The organism is Halosolutus halophilus (genome assembly GCF_022869805.1).
Taxonomy (GTDB): Archaea; Halobacteriota; Halobacteria; order Halobacteriales; family Natrialbaceae; genus Halosolutus; species Halosolutus halophilus.
In genome coordinates, this window is the sequence record NZ_CP094974.1 from 3,752,415 (window position 1) to 3,775,999 (window position 23,585).

The window sequence follows — 23,585 nt, forward strand, 5'->3', positions numbered from 1 at the left end:
GTCCCGACCACTCCGTAGATGGTGAGCCGTCCGCCGACGTTCTGTCCCCACTGTGGTGACTCCCTCGAGACGGTCGCGGTCGACGGTCGCGAGCGCGAGCGCTGTCTGGACTGCGATCGAGTGATCTGGCACAACCCGGTTCCATGTGCCGCGGTCGCCGTCGTCGATCGGACGGAACCCGACCCCGCAGTACTCTGCGTCGAACGCGGGGTCCCGCCGGGGGTCGGCGAGTGGACGCTTCCCGGCGGACACGTGGAGATCGACGAGGCGCCCGAGGCGGCCGCGGCCCGGGAACTGGCGGAGGAGACCGACGTCGCGGTCGATCCAGACGCCCTCGAACTCCTCGACGCGACGACGGTCCCGCCGCGGGACGGGAAACACGTCGTCACGATTCACTACGTCGTCGATCGGAACGCAACCGGCGGCGAACCGATCGCAGGCAGCGACGCCACCGCAGCCAGGTTCTGGTCGCCGACGGCGTTCGACGCCTCGGACGAGACGTTCCGTCCGGTCCACGAGGAACGGTTTCGGACCGCCGCGGCGCTGTTCGAGTCCCACTACTGACGACTCGGTGGACCGACGCGAGATCACGGGATTCATTAGCGGTCCCGATCAGATTCGGACGATGAGTATACCGTCGTTCGCTATCGGAATCGCCGGCGGCACGGGCGCGGGGAAGACGACGGTCGCACGGACGGTCGCGGAGACTGTCGGCGAGGGCGTCACGCGAATTCCGCTCGACAACTACTACGAGGATCTCTCCCACCTCACGTTCGACGAACGGGAGGCGGTCAACTACGATCACCCGTCCGCGTTCGAGTGGGACCTGCTGCGGACGCAACTCAACGCGTTGCTGACGGGACAGCCGATCGAGATGCCCCAGTACGACTTCGAGGTGCACAACCGCGCGGACGACCGCGTCACCGTCGACCCCTCGGACGTGATCGTCCTCGAGGGGATTCTCGCGCTGCACGACGAGGCGATCCGGGAGATGCTCGATCTGCGAGTGTACGTGATGACCGACGCGGACGTCCGCATCCTGCGCCGGATCGAGCGCGACGTCATCGAGCGCGACCGCGACCTCGAGGGGGTCATGGAACAGTACCTCGAGACGGTCAAACCGATGCACGAGAAGTTCGTCGCACCGACGAAGAAACACGCGGACGTGATCATCCCCGAAGGGGCCAACCGGATGGCGATCGACCTCCTGACCGAGAAAGTGCAGGCCGAACTGCCGGACGGGGCGGAACGGAACGATCCCGACCGCGAACTGCCGTTCAACGGATCGAGGACGGATTGACGGGCCGCCGCGATGACCGGCCGCAGTGCGGCGTCGGGACGAAACCCGACATTCCTTTACTTGCCCCCTGAATACGGGCGGGTATGTTCCGTGCCCTACGCGCCGAGGTCGAGGGTGTCCTCGAGGCGGCGCTCGCCGATCGCGACTTCCCGACGGACGATCTCGGGATCGAAGAACCGCCGGACGACGTCGAGAGCGTTCTCGCCTCGAGCGTCGCCTTTCGACTCGCCGGCGAGGCCGGTGCCCCGCCGCCGCAGGTCGCGGGAGAGATCGCCGACGCGATCGACCTCGACGACCTGACCTACGTCTCGGACGTACGGACCCAGGGACCGTATCTCAACTTCCTGCCGAGCGACGCCTACTTCGCGGAGACCCTCGCGACCGCCACGGGGGACGAGTACGGCACCCTCGAAGACCGCGCGGAGTCCGTCGTCGTCGAACACACCAGCGCGAACCCGACCGGGCCGGTCCACGTCGGCCGCGCACGGAATCCGATCATCGGCGACGCGGTCGCTAACCTGCTCGCGTACGCGGGGTACGACGTCGATCGCCACTACTACGTCAACGATGCGGGCCGCCAGATCGCGACGTTCACCTGGGCCTACGAGACGTTCGACGAGTCCGACCTGGAGACAGAACCCGAGCGCGATCGCATCGAGTACGATCTCGTGCGCTACTACCGCAAGGGCAACGCCTACCTCGAGACCGCTGACGACGACGCCGTCGCCGAGGCCGAGGCCGAGATCGAGGCGATCATGCAGGGACTCGAAGACGGCGACGAGGAGACCTACGAACGGGTCAGCGAGGTCGTCGACCAGGTTCTCTCCGGGATGAAGCAGTGTCTCGAACGGCTGCCCGCCGAGTTCGACGAGTTCGTCAAGGAGACCCGGTTCATGTTCGACGGCTCGACGGACGAGGTGGTCGATCGACTCACGAACCTCGACGAGGCCGTCTACGAGGAGGAGGCCTGGCAACTCGACCTCGACGAGCACGGGATCGACAAGAACCTCGTCTTCCAGCGGGCCGACGGCACCTCGTTGTACCCGACCCGCGACCTCGCCCACCACGAGTGGAAGTTCGACAACTACGATCGCGCGGTGACCGTGCTGGGCGAGGACCACAAACTCCAGGCGAAACAGCTCCGGACGGCCCTCGAGTTGCTGGGCAACGACACCGACGGGCTTCGGCAGGTGATCTACTCCTACGTCAACCTGCCCGAGGGCAAGATGTCGACCCGCCGGGGGACCGGCGTCGACCTGGACGATCTGCTCGACGAGGCGATCGACCGGGCCCGCCAGGAAGTCGAGGACCGACTCGACGACCGCATCCGGGACGACGACCTGGACGACGAGGACGTCGAGCGAATCGCTCATCAGGTCGGGATCGGCGCGGTCCGGTACGACATCGTCTCGAAGCAGCCGACGAAGGCGATTACCTTCGAGTGGGACCAGGCGCTGGACTTCGAGGCTCAGTCCGCACCGTACGTGCAGTACGTCCACGCGCGGTGCTGTGGCATCCTGGAGGAGGCCGGCCTCGCGGTCGCCGACGACGGCCGAATCGGGGGACTCACGACTGCTGACGTCGACGCGGCCCTGCTCGACGCCCCCGAAGAGCGGGATCTGCTCGAGACGATCGGCCGGTTCCCGGCCGCCGTCGAGGAGGCCGCAGACGACCTCGAACCTCACCAGATCGCGACCTACACTCGCGAGTTCGCGGACCGGTTCAACGCCTTCTACCGCGAGTGTCCGGTGCTCGCCGACGACGTCGATCCCGACGTCCGGGACGCGCGACTCGCGCTGGTGGCCGCCTCGAAACACACCGTCGCGAACGCACTGTCGATCCTCGGCGTCGACGCACCGCGATCGATGTAGGCCGTCGGTCCGATCGATATCACCATCGGTCTACGAGACCACGAATCCCTCTCGTGGGTCAGTCACCCGCAAAAACCGCGTCGGGTGGTCGGTTCACCGCCGAGACGCGATGGCGACGCTACTGGGCCGTATCGAGCACGAGATCGACGAACTCGTCCTCGGTCAGGTCGCCGTCGACGAACTTGCGGATCCACGACACGCTGATGTAGAACGACGCCACGGTTTTGCCGTTCTCGTCGGCGACCGTCCACTCGACGGTCTCGATCTTCCGTTTGAACCGATCGAGATCGTGCGTCGGTTTCTCGACGTCGTCGGCGAGCGACTGGAGTTCCTCGTACAGCACCTCTTTGTCGGTCGTCTTCGTCGTGGCGTCGACGTAGACCGTCTCGCCGTCGCGTTTGACGCGATCGATGCTCACCTTGTCGCTACTTATCGAGAGGTCTTTGGAATCGAAGCCGGGAACGTCGTCGTACTTCCCGTCGTCACCGTCACCGTCGCCGTCGCCATTGTCTCCGTCGCTGTCGCCGTCGTCACTGGACCCGTCGTTCGTGCTATCGCTGTCCTCGAGTCCGTCCTCGGTATCGCCGGGATCGTCGTCGGTTTCGGACCCGAAGCAGCCGGCCAGCGCGGTTGTGAGGGCGGCACCACTGCCGATGAGGAGTCTTCGTCGCTCCATGCGCGAGGCAATGGTCGACTCCGTGATTAGTAATCAGTTCGTACCCGTTCTCGATCGGGACGCTCACGATCGAGGTACTCTTTCGAAATGCGAAATTGGCTTCTCAGACCCGTTACGCCCAGAAAAAGCAGATATCGCGATCGAGCCAGTGTTCACGGCAGTCAGGCGACGGTGAGTATCTCTCCCGGATGGTAGTCACCGCGTTCGACCGACGTCCCCGTCGGACGCGGTAACTCGACGGTTCCAGATGCGACCTACCACTGGGGTAGGAAGCGATGAACCCCTGTGACCGCAGTGGCGGTCCACCGTCGAACGCGAACGTGGACGACGGCGTAGGGTCAGGGGTCGGTTTCGGCTTCCGTGATCGCACTCGAGACGTCCTCCTGTGCTGCCTCGCGGCCGTCGGACCCCTCGCCTGGGACGCGGTCTGTCAACGACGCGGCCGCCGCGCCCGCCTTTCCCCGTGAGCGGTCGGCGGACCGAATGCCGCCGTCGCTGGCCGTCTCGCGACCGTTCGGCGGTCGATCGGGGACGTCGATACCGGCGAGGTCGCTCGCGAGTCGGCGGTAGGCCACGGCGGCAGGTCCGTCGGGTTCGTAGACGACCAGCGGAGTCCCGGCGTAGACGCTCTCGCGGGCCATCCGGTCCTCCGGAATCGTCCCCAGCAAGGGGAGGTCGAGCCGGGTGGCGATTTCCTCGTAGGAGATGTCGCTGCTCGGTCGGGTCCGCGTGATTACGAGGCCGGCGACCTCGCCACCGGTCCGGTCGGTCAGTTCGACCGTCTTCTTCGAGTCGTGGACGGCCGCAGGTTCCGGCGTCGAGACGAGCAAGACGGCGTCGGCCAGCCCGAGCGGGAGGACGGTCTCGTGGCTGACGCCGGCACCGACGTCGAGAAAGACGTAGTCGAAGGACGATCGAAGCTCCGAAACGACGTCGCGTAGCCCTTCGGGGGAGGTTTCGGCGTAGTCGTCGAGGTCGGTTCCACTGGGAACCGCGACGATGTTCTTCGCCAGCCGATAGGTCGCGTCGTCGATCGATGCGTCGCCAGCCAGCACGTCGTGCAGCGTCGTCGCGTCGGGGGTCAGGCTGACGAATCCGGCGAGGTTCGCCATACCCAGGTCGGCGTCGACGACCGCGACGCGCTCGCCCGCCTGTGCGAGCGCCGTCCCGAGGTTTACCGTCGTCGTCGTCTTGCCGACGCCGCCTTTCCCGCTCGCGATAGCATATACCGTCTCCTGAGACATACTCGAGTACTGTCCGGATAGTCGCACGGCAGCACCTTAAATCGTGACCACGCCCCGGTTGCGGCGACAGCGATCGCATCCCGCGGTTGTCACGTCGATCGGTCGGCTCACGGTGACAGGGAACACGGTGTGTCAAAGGATACTTACACGCAGCACTGTTTTGTACGGCCAATGAGCCAGGAGGGCGAGCAGGAGCAATCCGACCGGAAGAAATACGAGTTCCGGAAGGTCATCGAGGATCTCAAGGACTACGAAGGCTCTGGCACGCAACTCGTATCGATCTACGTTCCCGACGATCGACAGGTGAGTGACGTCGTCCAGCACGTTACCCAGGAACACAGCGAGGCGGCCAACATCAAGTCCAAGCAGACCCGGACGAACGTCCAGGACGCACTGACGAGTATCAAGGACCGGCTCCGGTACTACGACACCTACCCGCCGGAGAACGGTATGGTGCTGTTCTCGGGCGCCGTCGACTCCGGCGGTGGCCGCACCGAGATGATCACCAAGGTCCTCGAGAGCCCGCCCCAGCCCGTCGAGTCCTTCCGCTATCACTGCGACTCGGACTTCCTGACAGAGCCGCTAGAGGAGATGCTCGCCGACAAGGGGCTGTACGGCCTGATCGTCCTCGATCGGCGCGAAGCCAACGTCGGCTGGCTGAAGGGCAAACGCATCGAACCCGTCAAGTCCGCCTCCTCGCTCGTCCCCGGCAAGCAGCGCAAAGGTGGCCAGTCCGCCCAGCGATTCGCCCGCCTGCGACTCGAGGCGATCGACAACTTCTACCAGGAGGTCGCGGGAATGGCCAACGACCTCTTCGTCCCGAAACGCCACGAACTCGACGGCATCCTCGTCGGCGGTCCCTCGCCGACCAAAGACGAGTTCCTCGACGGCGACTACCTCCACCACGAGATCCAGGACAACGTCCTCGGGAAGTTCGACGTCGCCTACACCGACGAGTCCGGCCTGAAAGACCTCGTCGACAACGCCGAAGACGCGCTGGCCGACGCCGAGGTGGTAAAGGACAAACAGCAGATGGAGGAGTTCTTCGAGGAACTCAACGCCGGCGACCTCGCGACCTACGGGTTCGAGCAGACCCGGAAGAACCTCATGATGGGCGCGGTCGACCGCCTGCTGATCAGCGAGGACCTCCGGAAGGACGTCGTTACGTACGACTGCCCCGAGTGCGGTGCCACCGAGCGGGAAGTGATCGACCGCCGGAAGTCGACGCCGACACACACGTGTACCGAGTGCGGGACCGAGGTCGAGGCGACCGAGGAAGACCGCGAGGACGCGATCGACCACCTCATCGAGATCGCCGAACAGCGCGGCACCGAGACCAAGTTCATCTCGACCGATTTCGAAAAGGGTGAACAGCTCTACAACGCCTTCGGCGGGTTCGCGGGCATTCTGCGGTACAGTACCGGCGTCTAGAGACCCTTGGAGCGGTTGGACGCCGTCCAGGGCGTTCTGAAGTCGTACCGACGTGAGCCGCGCCACCGCGATCGGTCCGCCGTAACGGTCGGCTTACGTCCGGTACGACGACGTGGAAGACCGAGAATCGCCTGTTTCGACGCGGAACAGTCCACGGGATTTTCGAGTCGTGACTCGCGACTCTCCGGCGACTATGCCCCGCGATGGGACAACCAGGCGACACGTTCTGAAGGGGGTCGCAGGTGGGAGTGCCGCGACGGCAGCCGGTATCGGAGGTGGTGCGACGGCCGCCAGTAGCCGGGGTGCTGCCCGGGGACAGGACGGCGGAATCGCGATCGCGATCCGCACGGCGAACGATCCTGTCGAGGCGGGCGAGTTTCTCCGCGTGGATGCTCGATTCGAGAACGCCGGTTCGGAGCCGGTGACCGAAACGATCCGGTTCGTCGTGGGCCACGATCCCACGACGGTCGATTCCGGGACCGTCCAGCTCGATTCCGGCGAGAGCGAGACGATCACGCTGGGCTTCGAGACGGCGCTGGTGCGGAACAACCAGCAGTTCCCCGTCAGGGTCGAGGGCGAGACGGACACGGCGGAGCGATCGGTCCTCGTCTACGGGACCGAGGGCGGGCCGACGGGCGACATCGCGGTCCGAATCCTCGAGACGGACCATCCCGTCGATGCGGGCGAGTACCTCGAGGTACTCGTCGAACTCGCTCCCGTCGACGGGCCGGCGGCGGGCGAGGTTCGGTTCGTCGTCGGACACGATCCCACGGAGGTCGACTCCCGCGGCGTCACCCTCGAGTCCGGCGAGACCGAATCCGTCACGCTGGGCTTCGAGACGGCGCTGGTACGGAACAATCAGCAGTTCCCCGTCAGAGCCGTCACCGACGCCGACGAGTCCGAGCGATCGGTCCTCGTCTACGGCACCGAGGACGGTCCGGACGGCGGCGACGTCGCGGTCCGGATCCGCGGGACGAACCATCCGGTCGGCGCGGGCGAGGTTCTCGACGTGACGGCCGAACTCGAGAACGTCGGTACCGGGACGGTAACGGAGAGGATCGATTTCGTCGTCGGACACGATCCCACGACGGTCGACTCCGAGACCGTCCAGCTCGATCCCGGCGAGGCTGAGACGATCACGCTCCAGTTCGAGACGGCGCTCGTCAGGAACACGCAGGAGTTCCCGGTCCGGGTGCGGAGCGACGTCGACGAGGCGGTCCGAACGGTCCGCGTCTTCGGTACGGACGACGGCCCCGATGGTACCCTCGCGGTCCGGATCCTGGAGACGAACGATCCGGTCGACGCGGGCGAGGTCCTCGACGTGACGGCCGAACTCGAGGCCGTCGACGGCGCAGCGACGGGGGAGGTCCGGCTCGTGGTCGGCCACGATCCGACGACGGTGGATTCCGAATCCGTCTCGCTCGGTCCCGGTGAGACCGAGACGGTGACCCTGGAGTTCGAGACGGCGCTCGTCGAGAACGACCAGGAGTTCCCGGTCCGGGTCCGGAGCGACGCCGACGAGGCCGTCCGATCGGTCCTCGTCTACGGCACCGGGGACGACCAGGACGAGTTCTCGGTCACGTTTCCCTCGTGTACGCGGGCGGTGGTGCGGGTGGGACGGCTCGAGGACGGCGAGTCCGTCGCTGCGAGCACCGGCTTCTACAATCTCGCGGGCGACGGAGAGCCGCTGTACGGCAACACGATCATGGAGGACTGGATCGAGGCCGGGAGACACGTCGACGCGCCGTTTACGGGGACGATCGTTTTCGAGGTCGGCGACGACCCAGGCGTCTCCGGGGGCGGCGGCCGGGCGACCGTCGTGGTGCCGGATTACGGCGATCTCGGGCCGGTCATCACCGGAATCACGGATCCGGAGGGGTACCCGACCGCGACGATCACCCATCCGAATCCACAGGCGGAGTCCTGCCTGAACGACCTCGTCGACGGGGGACGGCTCGCCGTCTCGATCGTCGGCACGAACGACCCCGTCGAGTCGGGAGAGGTCCTCGACGTGACGGCCGAACTCGAGAACGTCGGCACCGCTGCAGTTACCCGGACCGTCCGACTGATCGTCGGCCACGATCCCACGGTGGTCGATTCCGAATCCGTCTCGCTCGGCCCCGGCGAAACCGGGACGATCACGCTCCAGTTCGAAACGGCGCTCGTCGAGCGGACCCAGGAGTTCCCGGCGCGGGTCGAGAGCGACGACGATTCGGCCGTCCGGACCGTGACCGTGATCGGGACGGCGGAGACGGACACGGACGACGAATCGACCACCGAGGCGGATCAGGCGGCCGACGCTGACGGAGAATCGGACGACGAACCCGTCGAAGACCCCGACGGTCCGGACGAGGACACCGACGCCGACGGCCCGTCGGCGGAACCGGGTGAAGACGGCGACGACGAGGCGGCGGGCGATTCGGGCGGGGATACCGGAACTGGTGATTCGGACGGAGATGCGGAAACGGATGATTCGGACGGGGATACGGAAACGGATGATTCGGGCGGAGATACCGGAACGGCCGATTCGGACGGAAATAACGGGGACGGCGACCCCGAGAGGAACGCAGACGAAGGAGGTGGATCCGAAAACGAATCCACGGGCGGATAACAGGGCGCCGAATCGACGGGCGATGAATAGAGTGCCGAATCCGCGGGTGCCGAACGGGCAAACGGAGACACGCGAGGGGAACGCGAAAGCGATACCGGAACCGGTGAGAATTCGCTCTCGTGCCCCGGATCTACAGGCGGGAAGCCGCGGTGATATTATCCGCCGATCGGCCACTGGCCGTCACGAGCGCGTGCCTGGCCGCTGAACTTTTATTCGATCGGGTATAGTGTACTGAAGTAGTTTCGATGCGTTCCCCGAGCCCCAGTCTGGACGTCCTCGAAACCGTCACGCGCCGGCAGGACCTCCTCTCGACGCTCGCGAACGGGGCGCGTGACAAGCGGGACCTCGTCGATCGCCTCGAGTGTTCGCGGTCGACGATCGATCGGGCAGTCCGCGAACTCGAGTGGCTGGAGTTCATCGAGCGGAACGACGGTAGGTACCGGCTGACGGCAGCGGGTCGACTGGCACTCTCGGAGCATCGCCGCAGCGTCAGCGTCTTCCAATCGATCGGCGAGGTCGGTCCCTTGCTGCGGGAGATTCCACGGGACGCACCGATGTCGACGTCGCTACTCGACGGTGCCGACGTGTCGGAGCCGCCGCCACACGCACCGAACGAACCGCTCCAGCAACTCGCCTGCTACCTCGATCGGGCCGATCGAGTGCGTGCCAGTACGACCGCGGAACGCCTCCCGCAGCTTCGAAAGCGACTGCACGAGCGAACGATCGACGGCACCCTCGACGCGGAGTTGCTCGTGACCGACGACCTCGCGGAGTTCGTCCGGACGGAGTATCCCGAGCAACTCCACGACGTGATCGTCGACGGGGGCGTCGATTTCCACGTCGTCGACTCGCTTCCCTACGAACTCACGATCGTCGAACTCCCGACCGAGTCACGGGTCTTCCTGTTCGTGCTCCAGGAGTCGGATATCAAGGCGATCATCGAGAACGACACCCGGGAAGCGATCGAGTGGGGCAACGAGGTCTATCGGCGGTTCCGCGCGAGGGGGACGAGATTGTCGCCGCCGAGGTGAGCGATCGGATCGGTGGGACTGTGACGGGTCGTGAAGCGATCGCAACGCGGACGCTGACCACGCCGTCGCGGTCCCGTTCCCCGGGTCGGCCTGCGGACCGCTCAGAGCGTTCCCCGGAGATAGATCTCGTCGTCGGTGATCTCCTGGATGCTCCCTTCGTCGAGCGGATGCGCGTCGTCACCGGCGTCACCCCAGCCGAGTTTGGCCTTGATAGTGGCCGTGATCGACGGGTCGGGATCGACGTAGCCACGCCCCTCCTCGACCGCCACGATTCGACCGACCTCGGTACCGTCGATGTTCAGGACGCGCTTCCCTTCGTCCGCTTTCGTGAGGCGCTCTCGTGTCATGCTGTTCCCGGTCGTCCGGTCGATCGACGGGAGCCCCGCGGCCGGCGATCCGGCCCCGAGTCGGGGTGGCACCGATCGGCGATCGGCCGATCGAGCGCCGTGACCGGTCTGACGGGAACAGGGATGTCGAGCAAATAAACGGACGAAATCGTTTCCGTCGGACAGGGTATCGTTTCCACCGTCTCGGTCAATAACGCGCGATTAGCGATTCCGCAGTCGCGACGCCACGGTATCAACGCAATCCTGTGCCAGCACAACGGAAGGGTTATGACGCTAGTCGCGTATTACTATTCGATCAATGGACGGGCTCCAGTCCATCCCCGCTTCGATCGACGATCCACGGGTTACCCCGCGGTTCTATCGGCGGATCCCCGGATCGACCGACTTCCACCTCGTCGGCGTCGTCCACGACCACCCCGCGAGCGTCGCCCGGGTCGAACACGTCCTCGATGCGGTCGACCCGGACGTCCTCGCGCTCGAGTTACCGCCCGCGGCGCTCCCGCTGTACCGCGCCTACGCCCGCGACGGGGACGGTGACGGCGACCCACCCCGCTTCGGCGGCGAGATGAGCGCCGCGATCCGTGCGGCCGACGCCGAGGTCGTCGGCATCGACGCGCCCAACTGGTCGTTTCTGCGCCGCCTCGTCACGCGACTCGTCGCCGATCGCGTCCCGGCGTCGACGGCGCGACGGGTCATCTCGAACGTCGGCGGGGCGACCCGATCGGCACTGACCTGCCGGATCGCGGCGACGTTGACCCACGCGACCTCGATGACCGTCGCCTGCGATGACCCGATCGAGTACGAGTGTACCCACACCGATCCGCCGGCGGAGCAGGCGGCCCACGAGCGATCCCACGTCGCCGGCGTTCAGGCACTGCTCGGGAGCGTCGACACCGACGGCAGCGCGCTCGCCTACCGGGACGAGACGCGCGAACGCTGTATGGTCGATCGACTCGAGGACGTCCGGTCGATCGGCGAGATCGTCGCGGTCGTCGGCGTCGACCACCTCGAGACGATCGAAGTGGCCCTCGGTGACGCGGAATCGTAATCGGCGAGATTGGCGAGAATCGATCGGAATCGACGAGAGCGGATCGGAATCAGCGAGGCGCGTAGCGGTCCGATTCGGGCGGTTCGATCAGGATTTCTCCGTCGCTCGTGACCGTCACGTAGTGGTCGTCGACGACAAACGAGAGTCTGCCGCCGGTCCGCGGCCTACCGTCGTGGCGCGGTCGAAAGAGCGCGTCGAGCGCGTCGGGATCGACGGCGTCGTACAGCGAGAACCGGCAGTCGGTGACGTCGACGCCCGTGCAGTCGGCCAGTGCGTGAATCACGGTCGTGCTGAGGGTGGCAGTTCCCTCGGGGTCGTGGACGGCGCGATACACCGATGGAGAGCGAGACTGTGGTGCGGGGGGCGTGTATCCGGACATGCGTGGTCGTCTTCGCCAGCCAGTCGTTCCTCGAGGGGTAAAAACATAATCGTCGATTACTTGCTAGAACGGCGACGATATGCCCGGTTCCCAGAAGGTCTTGAGAGTCACCGCTCCCATCGGTCTCGAAGCAGTCCGGGTGAACCGGTCGGAGGCGCGGATCGATCACTGGCGAAGCGTCGAAACGCAGTTCCAGCAGTAGGTGAAGGTCTGGTCGGCCGCGTTCCGTGCGCCGCAATGTGGACACCGAATCGTCTCGCCTTCGAACTCGAGGGTCCCGGCCACGTCGTCCGGATCGCTGGTGTCGTCCGGCGCACGAGGATACCGATCGGCCCCGGGCGAGGAGCGCGAACTCGCGCGGTTGGGGTCGGCGAACGACGGCGTTCCGGCGTTCTCACCGTCCTCGCGGCGGGCGTACACGTAGTACAGTAACAGGTGAAGCAGGGCGAACAGCACGACGTATCCGACGAGCCAGCCCCAGAGCTCCATCAGCATGATATACGTTCTCAATGCACTTGGATATTCCCCGCCTCATCGACCGGTGACAGTCGATCGAGAGCGAATAACAGTCGTTCCTGACGGTCGGCGACGCTCGTTTGGAACCCGTACGGTCCAGGAGAGGTGGCCGTTACCGCGGAGGCTCCAGGTCGCGGCCGAACTCGTCGAACGCCTCGAAATCGTCCGGCAGGTCGTACTCGAGGTGGCGTTGCTCCTGGCGGTTGACCCCGCCCTCCTCGATCGGGGTCGCGACCGACTCCCAGCCGGGCTTGATCTTGACGCTCTTGGCGGGCATTCCGACCGCGATGTGGTGTGCGGGGATGTCGTGCTGGACGACGCCGCGCGCGCCGACGATGGCGTTCTCGCCGACCCTGTTCCCCGCCCGGACCATCGAGTCGTACGTGAGGCGCACGTCGTCCTCGACGATCGTGTGGTAGTTGCGCACCTCGGTCTGGTCGACGACGTCGTGATCGTGACTGTAGACGTGGACGCCGTCGGAGATCGACACCCGATCACCGATCGTCAGCCTCCCGCGGTCGTCGAGGTGGACGTCGTCGTGGACGACCGTGTTGTCGCCGATCGTGATGTTGTGGCCGTAGGTGAACGAGATATTCTTGAAGAAACGGCAGTTCTCCCCGCACTCTTCGAACAGGTGGTCCGCGAGCATCCGCCGGAATCGCAGCGCGAACTCGACGTTGTCCGCGATCGGCAGACTGTCGAACTGCCGCCAGAGCCACTGGAGGTGTTTCGATTGGCGGAACCGCTCTTCGTCCTTCTCGGCGTAGTACTCGCTCTCGAGGGTGGTGTTACACGGGTCGTAGCTCTGCAGTCGGACGCGTTCCGCCGGCGAGACGTCCTTGCCCGCCTGCCAGCGCTCGTAGGCCTCGCGATCGCCCGAGAGGTCGATCAACACGTGCTTGACGACTGCGCAGGTATCCTCGTCGCTCGACAGTCGCTCGTCGACCTCGTCGATGAACTCGCGCATGCCCGCCTCCGCCTCGTCGGGGAGCGAGACGTACCGCTTTGTCATATGCCGTGGTATTGCTCGCGGCACTCATAGGGGTTCGGTTGTGCGACCAGTTTGCCGATCCCGTATCAGGTGGCACGAGTGTTACCGGACCTGTGATCCGATCGCCCCGGGGTCCGCTTCTCCTCGAACGGCGATCCGTAGGGCACCGTCTCGGTAAAAACTGGGACAACTACGTACGTCCGGAAGCGAATCGTGTGCGATATTTTAATCGATGACGACCAGTATTGTCATTCCTAGTATAACTGCTGCCCCCGAACAGAGCCCAAGCACTACCGCTTCGACCCAGACAGAAGCAACGAACGGAAGGCCCCACGTCCAAACTATGAGCACACCCAGGGCCGCAAAAATTGGACTGCCGATATGAAGGACCCACTCGTTATTCCACGCCACCTTGTCGGTGCTCAATACGTTGGATTTTATCGAATTCGTTGTGCGAAAGATCGCAGACAGATCGGAATAACAGTGGCGTCTCCGTCGAACGTCCGCCGGTCCGCGGCGACGTTCCGCACGCCATAAGTCCCCTCGCTCCAAAGGGCCGTGTATGCAGTACCAGGAACTCGGCAACTCCGGCGTCGAGGTCAGCGAAGTCGGCTTCGGCGCGTGGGTCGTCGGCACCGACTGGTGGGGCGATCGGTCCGAGGACGACGCCACCGAGATGGTCCAGTACGCGGTCGACCAGGAGATCACGTACTTCGACACGGGCGACGTCTACGGCCACGGCCGGAGCGAGGAGTTGATCGGCCAGGCGCTTTCCGAGGTCCGCGACGAGGTCACGGTCGCGACCAAGGTCGGTTACGACTTCTACAACAATCCACAGGCCGGCCACGGCGAACTCCCCAAGGAGATGGACCCCGAGTACCTGCGCGAGGCCGTCGAGAAGAGCCTCGATCGGCTCGGGATGGACTCGATCGACGTCCTCCAGTTGCACAACGCCGACGTCGACGAGATCACCCCGGACGTGCTCGAACTCCTCGACGAACTCGAAGAGGAGGGCGTGATCGAGGCGACGGGACTCGCGCTCGGCCCCTCGATCGGCTGGCTCGCCGAGGGCGACCTCGCGATCGAGGAGGAGTTCGACTCCGTCCAGTTAGTGTGGAATATGCTCGAACAGGAGGTCGGCAACCACTTCCTCGAGACGATCGCGGAAACCGGCTCCTCGACGAGTCTCATCCCCCGCGTCCCGCACTCCTCGGGGATCCTCAACGAGCAGGTCACTCCCGAGACGGAACTCGGCGAGGGCGATCACCGCGGCTTCCGGCCCGACGAGTGGTACGAGACGGGTTGGGAGAAACTCGAGAAGTTGCGATTCCTGGAACGGGACGGCGAACGGACGATGGGCCAGGCGTCGATCGCGTGGCTCCTCTCGCACGACCCCGTCGCGTCCGTGACGCCGACGTTCCGCACGAAAGCCGACGTCGACGAGTGGGCGGCCGCGAGCGACGTTCCCAAACTCTCCGACGGAGAACTGGCCCGCGTCGACGACCTCTACGAGAACGACTTCGGGATCGATCGGGACGACGGCATGGACGCCCTGCGATCGTCGGTCGACGGCGAGGACATCCAGTCGGCCGGGCTGGACAAGCTCACGGCCGACTGAGGTATTACGGCACCGAGGCCCCGGTTCGCTTTTCGGACACCAGCCCGTACCGAGGTACCTCTCCAACTAGAGGCGGACGCGCCGCCGAGGTGGAGGCGCCGTTTCGGATCGGTGCTGGAAACCGATCCGATTGCGTAACTAGACACTGCGTTCCGAGAGCAACTGGATCATACGAGACAGAACCCGAAGCATACGCTGACGATCTCTAGAACGATAGTATACAGGTTACTGATAACAATATACAGCGTAGATGTTGGGATTCGTATGGTGGAATCCCATACACGTCGAACGATTATGCTTGCCAGTGGCGCAACCGTCGGTGCACTGAGCGGGTGTCTCGGAGCGGCTCAAGAAGGCGGACAGGGGGAGGGACAATACTCGTGTCCGGACGGATACAGTTTACTCGCGAAGTTCGAAACCGGGGGCGGTGACGACTGTTTCACAGAAGACGAAGAGGAGAATTCGATCGGCTGCATAGAGATCGTAGATTACACCACGAAAGAAGGTGAAGCCGACGACGACTGTGACGAGATAGTCGAATTCGAATGGGTAGCGACGGGCGACTGTGTCGTCTATCAGATCCGCGTATTCGGAGGCGGAGAGGAAGCGTTCGATCCCGGCGAAGACGAAGTTTTCGAAGAGGGGCAAGTCGAAGGGACGTTCACGTTCGATACTGGCGGTGACGGCCCACAGCCGGGCATTTCCAACGTTCACTTCTGCGGTGTTTCCGGGGACGACGGCGACGGTGGCGACGGAGACGGCGGAAATGGCGACGGCGGCAACGGAGACGGCGGGAACGGCGACGGCGGCAACGGAGACGGCGGGAACGGCGACGACGGCGACGGAGACGGCGATGATGAAGACGACGGGAAAAAGAAGAAGAAGGAAAAGTACGAGGACGACGAGAAGAGGGAGAAGGACGAGAACCACGACTGAACGTCCCTCGATACCAGGTCCTCGATCGCGTTCGAAACTGCAACCCGACCGTCCACGAGGGAGACGGACGCCGATTTCACCGCCCACCGAACGGGATTCGATAGGTCGCCGACCACCGTCGATGGTACTCCGAGATGACGACGCGATTCCTGACACAGCGGGTCACAGCGACGGCACGGAACCGATCGACCTCGGGTCAAGTCCGGTATGGTGCCGATCACCGCGGCATCCGGAACGCGTGCACGGTCGCGACCAGTCCCGTCACCTGGCTGAGTTGCGTGAGAAGTGCGACGATGGTCTCGGTGAGAACCGGAATCGCCAGGTACAGCACCAGGAGCAGGACCGGAACCGCGAGGACGAGGACGAGGACGAACCGGATCGAGATGAACGGCATCGGGCGACCGCCGTTGTCGATCGCGGTTCTCGGATTTCGCGGGCTGGCAGTCCTGCTCGACCGCACCGGTGAGTTCGACGCAGCACGGGGCTCCTACGAACTGGCCGCACTGCTGGTCCACGTGGACCTCGTCCTGACCCACGTCGCGATCGTCGTCGCGAACCTCCCGAAACCGGCGGTGGGCGTTGGGAACGGCCAGCCGCGGCATCCGATCAGCGTCACCGGGAACGCACCGACTCGGCCTCGCCGGCCGTCACCCACTCCTCCCACGTCACCGTCCCGACGGTTCGCTCCGGACACAGTGCCGCGCCCGATCGGAACCCGCCGGCGACCGACCCGGGGATCGGGAACCGGACGATCGGCCGACGGAGCCCCTCCGCGTCGCGGTACGTTCGGGCGAGTTCGCCGACGGTTCGCACCTCGGGGCCGCCGACGGGCGGGACGCGACCCGAGGGGTCGGCCGTCGCGTGGTCGACGATCGCGTCTGCAGCCTCGCGGACGTCGATCGGCTGAAGCCGAAATTCGGTGGGGAGCGGCCACACCGGCAGACGCGAAACCGCGTCGAGCAAGTCGTGGACGAAGGGGTGGAACTGCGTCGCACGGACGATCGTCGACGGGACCGCACTGCCCTCGACGGCCCGTTCGGCGGCGAGTTTGTGCTCGTAGTAGGAGTACGGAATCTCGTCGACGCCGACGATCGAGACGTACAGGAAGTTGTCGACGCCCGCGGCGGCGGCCGCCTCGAGCAACCGTTCGGTCCCGCGGACGTCGACCGCCTCGCTGTCGCCCCGCGGTGCGGTGGCCGCGTGGACGACGACGTCCGCGTCCTCGACGGCCGATCGGAGCCCGGTTCCGTCGACGAGATCGAGTTCGATCCACTCGGGATTCGGTGCGCCGCCTTCGGCCGGCGGCGATCGGCTCGCCGCTCGAACGTCGTGGCCTGCATCCTGCAGCCGAGGACGCAGTGTTCGGCCGAGCGTTCCGGTCGCACCGGTGAGGAGCGTCAGAGTCGGTTCGTTCGTCATGATCGGGTATTGGTGCCACATCACTGAAATGCTGGTGCCGAATTCGCCCGTCGAGGATCCGGACGGCGGATCGGGTATCGAGTACGAACCAGCCGTCGCCGCGGACTGACAGCTTCACGACCGGAACGGCCGTCGCTGCTCGGTGATCCGGCCCCAGTCGTTCCTTTAGGTTCCTATAGGCCTCCCCCAGATACGCTTTTAGCCAATCGCGGTGTGGCACCAGCCAGCATGACTGACGTAACGTACGTCGAGAAAGCCTGCGCGTACATCACCCGCGCTCCGGGTGAGTTGCTGGTGTTCGAGGGTCCGGACCACGACGGGTTACAGATCCCGAAAGGGACGCTCGAATCGGGCGAGTCGCCGCGGGAGGCCCTGTTCAGGGAAGTGATCGAGGAAAGCGGACTCGGGACGCTGAGCGCGACGCGTCGCCTCTCGACGGACGTCTGGACCCGCCGCCGATCGCCACCCCGGCGGTACGTCCGCCACTTATTCCACGCGACGGTTCACGAACCTCGCGATCGGTGGACCCACACCGTCGCCGACGGCGGCGCGGAGCACGGGTCCGAGTTCGACCTCTACTGGGTCGAGCCCACGACCGCCCGGGAGTTCGCACTCGATCTGGACGACTACGTCCATCTCCTTCCGGACGGCACCCGGACCGAATCCGTCACATCGGCCTCGGACTGATCGACCGAGATCAGGTCGCACCGACGGCGTACCGAAGTTCGACGACGGCGTTCTCGTGGGTTACCGACTCGATCAGAGCTAGCTCGCGATCGGGTCCGGACTCGCCGAAGGGGGAGCGTCCGTCGCCGAGCAACGGCGGGACGACCGACAACCGGAGTTCGTCGATCGAGTCCGATCGGAGGAACACCCGCGCGAGCCGTGCCCCGCCGACGACCCAGACGTGATCGTATCGTTCCGTGAGATCGCGTGCCAGTTCGTCCACCTCGGCAGCGACCAACTCGACGCGCTCGGTCGCGATCGGCAGTTCCCTGTTCGTCATCACGGACGTCGGTTTCCGTCCGTACGGCCACTCGTCGAACGACAGCACCTGTTCGTGCGTATGCGATCCAATCACCAGCAGTCGACGCACCAGCAGTCGACGTCGGCGAAGAAGGCGTCGTATCGCTCGGTGACGCGATCGCTCGATTCGAACGTATCGAGCCACGAGACACCGCCGTCCACCGTTGCGATAAACCCGTCCACGCTGGTCGCCATGTACAGCGCGATCGATCCCCGGTCCATGCCGCCGATACGGCGCTTGAGAACGATAGCTCGATCGTACTCGTCCGCTCGCTACTTCGATAGCGCCCGCTCGACGGCCGTGGCAACGGACGTGGCTTTCTCGGCTAGCGCCTCGGCTACCAGTCCGTCGGCGACCGCCGCCTCGAGTTCGTCCTCGTCGACGATGGCGACCGTCCCGTCCGGCTTTCGGATCACGTCGACGTAGAGGTCGACGTACCGGGCACAGTCGGGGAACAGTTCGACCGGCGTACAGACGTTGACGTAGGTGCCCTTTGCGGTACCCTCGGCGTCCCGGTACGTCGTCGGATACCACCACCGGCCCTCGCGGAACTTCGTCACGGCGACGTCGCCGCTCTCCTTCGGCACGCCGAGCGCGTCGTAGGTCCCGCCGCCGCGCATCGATCGCTCGACGGTCACCGAGCCGTCGGCCTCCCAGTTCGTCACCTCGCCGCGACCGAGCGAGACCAGTCTGCCATCCGGTTTACCGTGCCCGATTTCGATCCGATCGCCCGTCGTCGGGCCGAACTGGTAGGTGACGGCCTCGAAGGGAAACCCGTCGTCACCGTCGTCGTTGCCCGATCCCGCGGAGCCACAGACGGCCTCCGCGAAGTCCACCGCCGCGCTGGCGGCCCGGTCGGCCGCCTTCGTCCGGTGGTGGCCCGCCATCGTCGCCGTCACTGCCCGTCGCGCGTCGTCGAGCGCGAACCGTGACTCGCGGCCGAACCAGAGCCACGCCGTACGCTCTGGTGCAGCCAGTCGACCCGGTTCGCCGGGGTCGTCCGGTGCGTCAGCGAGCGCGGTCTCGAGCGTTTCGACGCGGTCGACGGCCCGATCGAGGGCGGTGCCCATCGCCTCGAGATCCGCGTCGGCCGCATCGGGCTGCCAGCGGAGTCCCCACCCCTCCGGCACGTCGGTCGAGAGGAGGTCGGTCATCCCAACGAGTTCGTCCGCCCGCTCGCCGCGGAGCGCCGCCGAGACGCCGTGCCGATCGCGCGAGAGGGTACAGAGGCCGCCCGCTACCGCAACCGAGGGGACGACCCGCGGCCGATCGTCGTCCCAGGGCGGCGCTGGCTCGTGGACCTGCACGCGGTAGCGGTTCCCGGTATCGACGTAGCCGTCGACGTCGTCGTAGTCGAGGTAGCCGCGGCGGCCGTCACCGAGGTCGACGACGGCGCCGCCGCCACCGCTCGCCTCGATCACGTCCCCGTCGAAGACCGCGCTGCGGGGGACCTCGGCGTCCCAGTGGAACGTATCGATCGCGATCGAGTCGAGTTCGTCGACGACCGCCGTGACGGCGTCGGGATCCCCCGAAACCGCGACGCCCTGCCTGTCGCGAGTCGTTTCGATCGAGACGGCGGCCGGAATCGTCGCGAACGAGTCCGTGAATCGCTCCTCGATCGGGTCGGAGGCCTGGACGATTTCGAACCCGTTCTCGTCCAGCAGTTGCGTCACCGCCGTGGTGTAGATGCCGCGGACGCGAACGGTGATCATGGCCGTCCCTCCGCTGGTGACCGACGGACACCTGACACGGCGATCACCGGAGCGTCTCCCGATCGGCCGCGAACCGGACCCGATCGTGGATAGTGGGGCCGAGCGTCAGTTCGACGGAGCCGTCTTCCAGGAGGCGACCGTCCTCGACGTAGACGCCCCACGTGTCGAACCGGAGCCAGCCGCGCATCTCGTCGGCGTGCGTGGTGAGATCCAGGTACTCGACGGTGTGTTCGGGAAACTCGGCCCGCGAGTGGGCCATGTCCATATCCGAGTAGACCGTCTCCGTCTCGTCGAAAAACGCCTCGAGCGCCGCCGCGTCGTCGGCGACGGCCTCGACGATCGCCTCGGAGGCGGTGCGGAGATCGTCGGCGTCCAGTCCGACGTCCCGGAGCGCCCGTTGTGTGCGCTGATCGAAGTGCATACCGGCGGGTTCGCGCGGGAGGCCTTTGTGGATTCCGAGTCCGATTCGATTCGATCGCCGCCATCCGGTTCGCGTCGGATCCGACGGCCGCGAAACCGATCCCGTCGGCCGTCGATCAGTCGTCGGCGGCCAGGCCCCCGGCCACCTCGGCCGCGGTCGCGGCGCCGTCCTCGGCGTCCGCAGACGCCTCGACGTCGGTCTCGGTCTCGCTCTCGTCGGCCGGTCCTGGCGGTGCGGTGTAGAGGATGCCACGGCTACCACTGTACATGAGTGTCGGTCATCCCGACCGGAGTCGCATAAGTATCGCCCTTATACGGATCACGAGAGTCAATATCATACTAGGATCGTTGCGGGTACTGGCCGTGATCGATCGCCTCGAACGCAGTCCGGGATCGATCGCTCCGGGCCGGATCGGGGTCGATCACGCCGAACGCTTACCGGACAGGCACCCATAGGAGCAGATATGCAGCGCAGGCGCGACCCGGTCGAACGAGCCAGCGACGACTCGATCGATCTCTACGACGTCTCGACGTGGGAGCCGCGATCGATCTCCGATTTACTCGCATACACGATCTACAGCGCGATCAGCTACGGCTTGCGGGCGATCGTCCTGTCCGCGGCGATCGTGATCACGCTCGCACTCCTCGCCCAGCCGGCGGTCCTCATCGACGAAGATCCGTGGCTCGGTGCCTTCTTCGTTCTCTCGATCGTTCCCGCGGCACTACTCGCCGGCTTCATCTGGTACACCGACATCACGACCAGCGAACCGCTCGGCTTGCTGGTCGCGACGTTCGTGCTGGCCGTGCTCTTCGCGACGTTCGCCGCCGTGGTGAACTCGGTGCTGGGACCGCAACTCAGGGCCGTCCCGCTGGTCGGCACGATCCTCTTTTTCTACCTGGTCGTCGGTCCCGTCGAGGAGGGGGTGAAACTGCTCGCCGTCCGCGTGTTCGCCTACCGGAGCAACTCCTTCAGGGCGGTCGTCGACGGTGCAGTCTACGGTGCGGTCGCCGGCCTCGGCTTCGCCGCGATCGAGAACGCGATCTACATCGCGGGCACGATCGAGGCCGCACAGGTCGGGACGGTCACCGCCGCGACCGGGATCACGACCGTCCGGGCGCTCGTCGGTCCCGGGCACGTGATCTACTCCGCGATCGCGGGCTACTACCTCGGACTGGCGAAGTTCAATCCCCGGTACGCCGGCCCCCTCATCGTCAAGGGGCTTCTCATCGCCGCGTTCGTCCACGCCACCTACAACGTCACCGTCGGCATCGTGCCCGAAGTGATCGCCAGCGTCTACCCGATCAGCTACGGTCTCGCGTTCGTCGGCTACGTGATCGTCTACGACCTCGCGATCGGCTACTACCTCTACCGGAAGATCGCCCGCTACCGTCGTCGGTACCGCGAGGTCAGGGACGACACCGGCGACCCGCCGAAGTCGGAACTCACCGAGTTCGAGCCGTCACAGCGCTAACGAGTACCGGATCGAGCGTGACCCGATCGCCGGATACTTTTCACTGGACGGGAAACTCAGGCCAATGGTTCCAGTTATCGGTTCGCTCGTCGCGTTTCTCGTCGCGTTACTCGTCGGTGGCACAGCGATATACATCAGCGCGAGCGTCGTCGCCGGCGTCGAAGATTATTCGCACGCGATCATAACGGCTCTCGTCGGTGCGATCGCGTGGGCGCTGACGTCCTGGATCCCGCTCGTCGGGCCGATCCTCGCGCTGGCGGCCTGGATCTGGGTCATCAACTGGCGATACCCGGGCGGATGGGTGAACGCCGCGGCCATCGGGTTCGTCGCCTGGCTCTCCGCGTTCGTGATCCTGTTCGTCCTCAACTCGGTACTGCGGCTCGGAGTCGGTGCGTTCGGGATTCCGGGCGTCTGACCGTCACGCGTCGAACCGCGCCTCGAGCAGGCGCTCGACGTACTTCGCGAGCACGTCGACCTCGAGGTGGACGGGGGCGCCGACGTCCTTCTCCGAGAGCGTCGTCAGGTCGTACGTCGTCGGGATGATCGCCACGGTGACCGAACGGGTCGCGGCGGCTTCACCGCCTTCCGTTCGTCGCGTCGAAGACGCGGCACCCTCGTCGAGGTCGGCGACGGTGAGACTGATCCCGTCGAGCGTGATCGACCCCTTCTCGACGACGTACCGATCGTACCCCGGGGGAAGTTCGAACTCGAAGAACCAGTCCTCCTCGACGGACTCGATGTTCGAAAGCGTCGCAACAGCGTCGACGTGGCCCTGCACGACGTGCCCGTCGAACCGACCCTCCGCGGGCATAGCCCGCTCCAGATTCACCGCGTCGCCCTCGTCGAGGTCGCCGAGATACGTCCGATCGACCGTCTCGCTCGCGAGAAAGACCTCGAACCACTCGTCGTCCGCGTACCGCTCGACGGTGAGACAGACGCCGCTGACGCTGATGCTCTGGCCGTGCTCGAGTCCCGTGGCGACCTCGTTGGCCCCGATTCGGAGGCGAAGACCGTCCTCGGTTCGATCGCGTGCGACGACCTCGCCGGTCTCCTCGACGATTCCCGTGAACATACTCGCAGGTGACAGCCGACGAATAAAGACGTTCCGAAGGCGGTACGCGTAACGATTCCGTGACGTAGCGTGACGTGGTGGCGGCCGGTCCGATCGACCGTCACCAGTCGCCGCGTTTTTGACTGGACTCGCCGTATCGTGCTCCAATGGCAGGCATCATCGACACGATCAAACTCGCGGGCGTTCTCGTGCTGGCGATTCCGCCGGCGCTGGCAGGACTGTCGTTGCTGGCCGACGGGGAACGGCTCGTCGGCGGCGCGCTGATCGGTCTCGCAATCCTGCTCGTTCTCGTCGAGCAACTGCTCACGACGCCGAGCGACGTTCCAGGTCTCGTCGCCAAACGAGTCGCCGGAGCGGTGGCGAAAGAGCCGGAGTCCGACTCCGAGACGGACGAGTGAGGGGCTCCAGATACCGATCGTCCGGGATCGAGGGAAATCGACGCGGGAGCGATTATGGTATTGGAT

The 23,585-nt window shown here is 65.5% G+C and carries 27 protein-coding genes; 13 read left to right on the top strand and 14 right to left on the bottom strand.

Annotated features, from left to right (window positions below):
• Nucleotides 1-18 precede the first annotated feature (18 nt).
• The 3 genes from MUG98_RS18435 (at nucleotide 19) to argS (ending at nucleotide 3,171) form a co-directional block, all read left to right on the top strand.
• Nucleotides 19-564, top strand: a complete 546-nt coding sequence (locus tag MUG98_RS18435) for an NUDIX domain-containing protein (protein WP_265108881.1) — start codon at nucleotides 19-21, stop codon at nucleotides 562-564.
• Nucleotides 565-625: 61 nt separating this feature from the next.
• A complete protein-coding gene (gene udk, locus MUG98_RS18440; RefSeq protein WP_265108882.1) occupies nucleotides 626-1,300 on the top strand; it encodes a uridine kinase in 675 nt (224 codons plus the stop codon).
• An 83-nt stretch (nucleotides 1,301-1,383) separates the two neighbouring features.
• A complete protein-coding gene (gene argS, locus MUG98_RS18445) occupies nucleotides 1,384-3,171 on the top strand; it encodes an arginine--tRNA ligase (protein ID WP_265108883.1) in 1,788 nt (595 codons plus the stop codon).
• 118 nt (nucleotides 3,172-3,289) lie between these two features.
• On the opposite strand, the gene MUG98_RS18450 is transcribed toward argS, so the two are convergent.
• Nucleotides 3,290-3,847, bottom strand: coding sequence for a DUF8159 domain-containing protein (locus MUG98_RS18450; RefSeq protein WP_265108884.1), 558 nt, complete (start codon nucleotides 3,845-3,847; stop codon nucleotides 3,290-3,292).
• Nucleotides 3,848-4,185: 338 nt separating this feature from the next.
• Nucleotides 4,186-5,091, bottom strand: a complete 906-nt coding sequence (gene minD, locus MUG98_RS18455) for a cell division ATPase MinD (RefSeq protein ID WP_265108885.1) — start codon at nucleotides 5,089-5,091, stop codon at nucleotides 4,186-4,188.
• Between the two features lie 171 nt (nucleotides 5,092-5,262).
• On the opposite strand from minD, the gene prf1 reads away from it, so the two are divergent.
• The 3 genes from prf1 (at nucleotide 5,263) to MUG98_RS18470 (ending at nucleotide 10,164) form a co-directional block, all read left to right on the top strand.
• Nucleotides 5,263-6,522 carry a peptide chain release factor aRF-1 gene (gene prf1 / locus MUG98_RS18460; RefSeq protein WP_265108886.1) on the top strand — a complete coding sequence of 420 codons (1,260 nt, stop codon included), beginning with the start codon at nucleotides 5,263-5,265 and terminating at the stop codon, nucleotides 6,520-6,522.
• 193 nt (nucleotides 6,523-6,715) lie between these two features.
• Complete coding sequence (locus MUG98_RS18465) at nucleotides 6,716-9,133, top strand: MSCRAMM family adhesin SdrC (RefSeq protein WP_265108887.1); 2,418 nt, start codon at nucleotides 6,716-6,718, stop codon at nucleotides 9,131-9,133.
• A gap of 245 nt (nucleotides 9,134-9,378) precedes the next feature.
• Nucleotides 9,379-10,164, top strand: a complete 786-nt coding sequence (locus MUG98_RS18470; RefSeq protein ID WP_265108888.1) for a helix-turn-helix transcriptional regulator — start codon at nucleotides 9,379-9,381, stop codon at nucleotides 10,162-10,164.
• 101 nt (nucleotides 10,165-10,265) lie between these two features.
• Here the strand turns inward: MUG98_RS18470 and MUG98_RS18475 are convergent, their stop codons facing one another.
• A complete protein-coding gene (locus MUG98_RS18475; RefSeq protein WP_265108889.1) occupies nucleotides 10,266-10,511 on the bottom strand; it encodes a PRC-barrel domain containing protein in 246 nt (81 codons plus the stop codon).
• 298 nt (nucleotides 10,512-10,809) lie between these two features.
• On the opposite strand from MUG98_RS18475, the gene MUG98_RS18480 reads away from it, so the two are divergent.
• Nucleotides 10,810-11,559, top strand: a complete 750-nt coding sequence (locus MUG98_RS18480; RefSeq protein WP_265108890.1) for a TraB/GumN family protein — start codon at nucleotides 10,810-10,812, stop codon at nucleotides 11,557-11,559.
• A 49-nt stretch (nucleotides 11,560-11,608) separates the two neighbouring features.
• Here the strand turns inward: MUG98_RS18480 and MUG98_RS18485 are convergent, their stop codons facing one another.
• The 3 genes from MUG98_RS18485 to MUG98_RS18495 form a co-directional block, all read right to left on the bottom strand.
• Complete coding sequence (locus MUG98_RS18485) at nucleotides 11,609-11,938, bottom strand: HalOD1 output domain-containing protein (RefSeq protein ID WP_265108891.1); 330 nt, start codon at nucleotides 11,936-11,938, stop codon at nucleotides 11,609-11,611.
• A gap of 165 nt (nucleotides 11,939-12,103) precedes the next feature.
• The gene (locus tag MUG98_RS18490) at nucleotides 12,104-12,427 is read right to left on the bottom strand and encodes a DUF7577 domain-containing protein (RefSeq protein ID WP_265108892.1); all 324 of its coding nucleotides are present in this window, start codon (nucleotides 12,425-12,427) and stop codon (nucleotides 12,104-12,106) included.
• Nucleotides 12,428-12,566: 139 nt separating this feature from the next.
• Nucleotides 12,567-13,466, bottom strand: coding sequence for an acyltransferase (locus MUG98_RS18495; RefSeq protein WP_265108893.1), 900 nt, complete (start codon nucleotides 13,464-13,466; stop codon nucleotides 12,567-12,569).
• A 541-nt stretch (nucleotides 13,467-14,007) separates the two neighbouring features.
• Here MUG98_RS18495 and MUG98_RS18500 point away from each other — a divergent pair.
• The gene (locus MUG98_RS18500) at nucleotides 14,008-15,063 is read left to right on the top strand and encodes an aldo/keto reductase (RefSeq protein WP_265108894.1); all 1,056 of its coding nucleotides are present in this window, start codon (nucleotides 14,008-14,010) and stop codon (nucleotides 15,061-15,063) included.
• Between the two features lie 294 nt (nucleotides 15,064-15,357).
• Nucleotides 15,358-15,999, top strand: a complete 642-nt coding sequence (locus tag MUG98_RS18505; protein ID WP_265108895.1) for a hypothetical protein — start codon at nucleotides 15,358-15,360, stop codon at nucleotides 15,997-15,999.
• Nucleotides 16,000-16,216: 217 nt separating this feature from the next.
• On the opposite strand, the gene MUG98_RS18510 is transcribed toward MUG98_RS18505, so the two are convergent.
• Both MUG98_RS18510 and MUG98_RS18515 read right to left on the bottom strand, forming a co-directional pair.
• Entirely contained in the window at nucleotides 16,217-16,393 is a 177-nt protein-coding gene (locus MUG98_RS18510; RefSeq protein WP_265108896.1) for a hypothetical protein, read from the bottom strand.
• 218 nt (nucleotides 16,394-16,611) lie between these two features.
• Complete coding sequence (locus MUG98_RS18515) at nucleotides 16,612-17,418, bottom strand: SDR family oxidoreductase (protein ID WP_265108897.1); 807 nt, start codon at nucleotides 17,416-17,418, stop codon at nucleotides 16,612-16,614.
• Nucleotides 17,419-17,646: 228 nt separating this feature from the next.
• On the opposite strand from MUG98_RS18515, the gene MUG98_RS18520 reads away from it, so the two are divergent.
• Nucleotides 17,647-18,105: an NUDIX hydrolase gene (locus MUG98_RS18520; protein ID WP_265108898.1), complete on the top strand. Its 459-nt coding sequence runs from the start codon at nucleotides 17,647-17,649 to the stop codon at nucleotides 18,103-18,105.
• 10 nt (nucleotides 18,106-18,115) lie between these two features.
• Here the strand turns inward: MUG98_RS18520 and MUG98_RS18525 are convergent, their stop codons facing one another.
• The 5 genes from MUG98_RS18525 to MUG98_RS18545 all read right to left on the bottom strand — a co-directional run bounded on the left by MUG98_RS18525 (nucleotide 18,116) and on the right by MUG98_RS18545 (nucleotide 20,846).
• Nucleotides 18,116-18,424, bottom strand: a complete 309-nt coding sequence (locus MUG98_RS18525) for a dihydrofolate reductase family protein (protein WP_265108899.1) — start codon at nucleotides 18,422-18,424, stop codon at nucleotides 18,116-18,118.
• Nucleotides 18,425-18,495: 71 nt separating this feature from the next.
• On the bottom strand, nucleotides 18,496-18,666 hold the full coding sequence (locus MUG98_RS18530) for a dihydrofolate reductase family protein (RefSeq protein ID WP_265108900.1): 171 nt from the start codon (nucleotides 18,664-18,666) through the stop codon (nucleotides 18,496-18,498).
• A gap of 51 nt (nucleotides 18,667-18,717) precedes the next feature.
• Nucleotides 18,718-20,157 carry a ribonuclease FAU-1 family protein gene (locus MUG98_RS18535; RefSeq protein WP_265108901.1) on the bottom strand — a complete coding sequence of 480 codons (1,440 nt, stop codon included), beginning with the start codon at nucleotides 20,155-20,157 and terminating at the stop codon, nucleotides 18,718-18,720.
• Between the two features lie 43 nt (nucleotides 20,158-20,200).
• The gene (locus MUG98_RS18540) at nucleotides 20,201-20,578 is read right to left on the bottom strand and encodes a DUF7532 family protein (protein ID WP_265108902.1); all 378 of its coding nucleotides are present in this window, start codon (nucleotides 20,576-20,578) and stop codon (nucleotides 20,201-20,203) included.
• Nucleotides 20,579-20,693: 115 nt separating this feature from the next.
• Nucleotides 20,694-20,846 (bottom strand): hypothetical protein, encoded by a 153-nt coding sequence (locus MUG98_RS18545; protein ID WP_265108903.1) that lies wholly within the window; start codon nucleotides 20,844-20,846, stop codon nucleotides 20,694-20,696.
• Between the two features lie 195 nt (nucleotides 20,847-21,041).
• Here MUG98_RS18545 and MUG98_RS18550 point away from each other — a divergent pair, with 195 nt between their 5' ends.
• Nucleotides 21,042-22,049 carry a PrsW family intramembrane metalloprotease gene (locus MUG98_RS18550; protein ID WP_265108904.1) on the top strand — a complete coding sequence of 336 codons (1,008 nt, stop codon included), beginning with the start codon at nucleotides 21,042-21,044 and terminating at the stop codon, nucleotides 22,047-22,049.
• Nucleotides 22,050-22,113: 64 nt separating this feature from the next.
• Nucleotides 22,114-22,464 carry a hypothetical protein gene (locus MUG98_RS18555; RefSeq protein WP_265108905.1) on the top strand — a complete coding sequence of 117 codons (351 nt, stop codon included), beginning with the start codon at nucleotides 22,114-22,116 and terminating at the stop codon, nucleotides 22,462-22,464.
• A gap of 3 nt (nucleotides 22,465-22,467) precedes the next feature.
• Here the strand turns inward: MUG98_RS18555 and MUG98_RS18560 are convergent, their stop codons facing one another.
• Complete coding sequence (locus MUG98_RS18560) at nucleotides 22,468-23,121, bottom strand: riboflavin synthase (RefSeq protein ID WP_265108906.1); 654 nt, start codon at nucleotides 23,119-23,121, stop codon at nucleotides 22,468-22,470.
• A 146-nt stretch (nucleotides 23,122-23,267) separates the two neighbouring features.
• Between MUG98_RS18560 and MUG98_RS18565 the strand changes: the two genes are divergently transcribed.
• Nucleotides 23,268-23,519 carry a DUF7533 family protein gene (locus MUG98_RS18565; RefSeq protein ID WP_265108907.1) on the top strand — a complete coding sequence of 84 codons (252 nt, stop codon included), beginning with the start codon at nucleotides 23,268-23,270 and terminating at the stop codon, nucleotides 23,517-23,519.
• The last annotated feature ends 66 nt before the right edge of the window (nucleotides 23,520-23,585 follow it).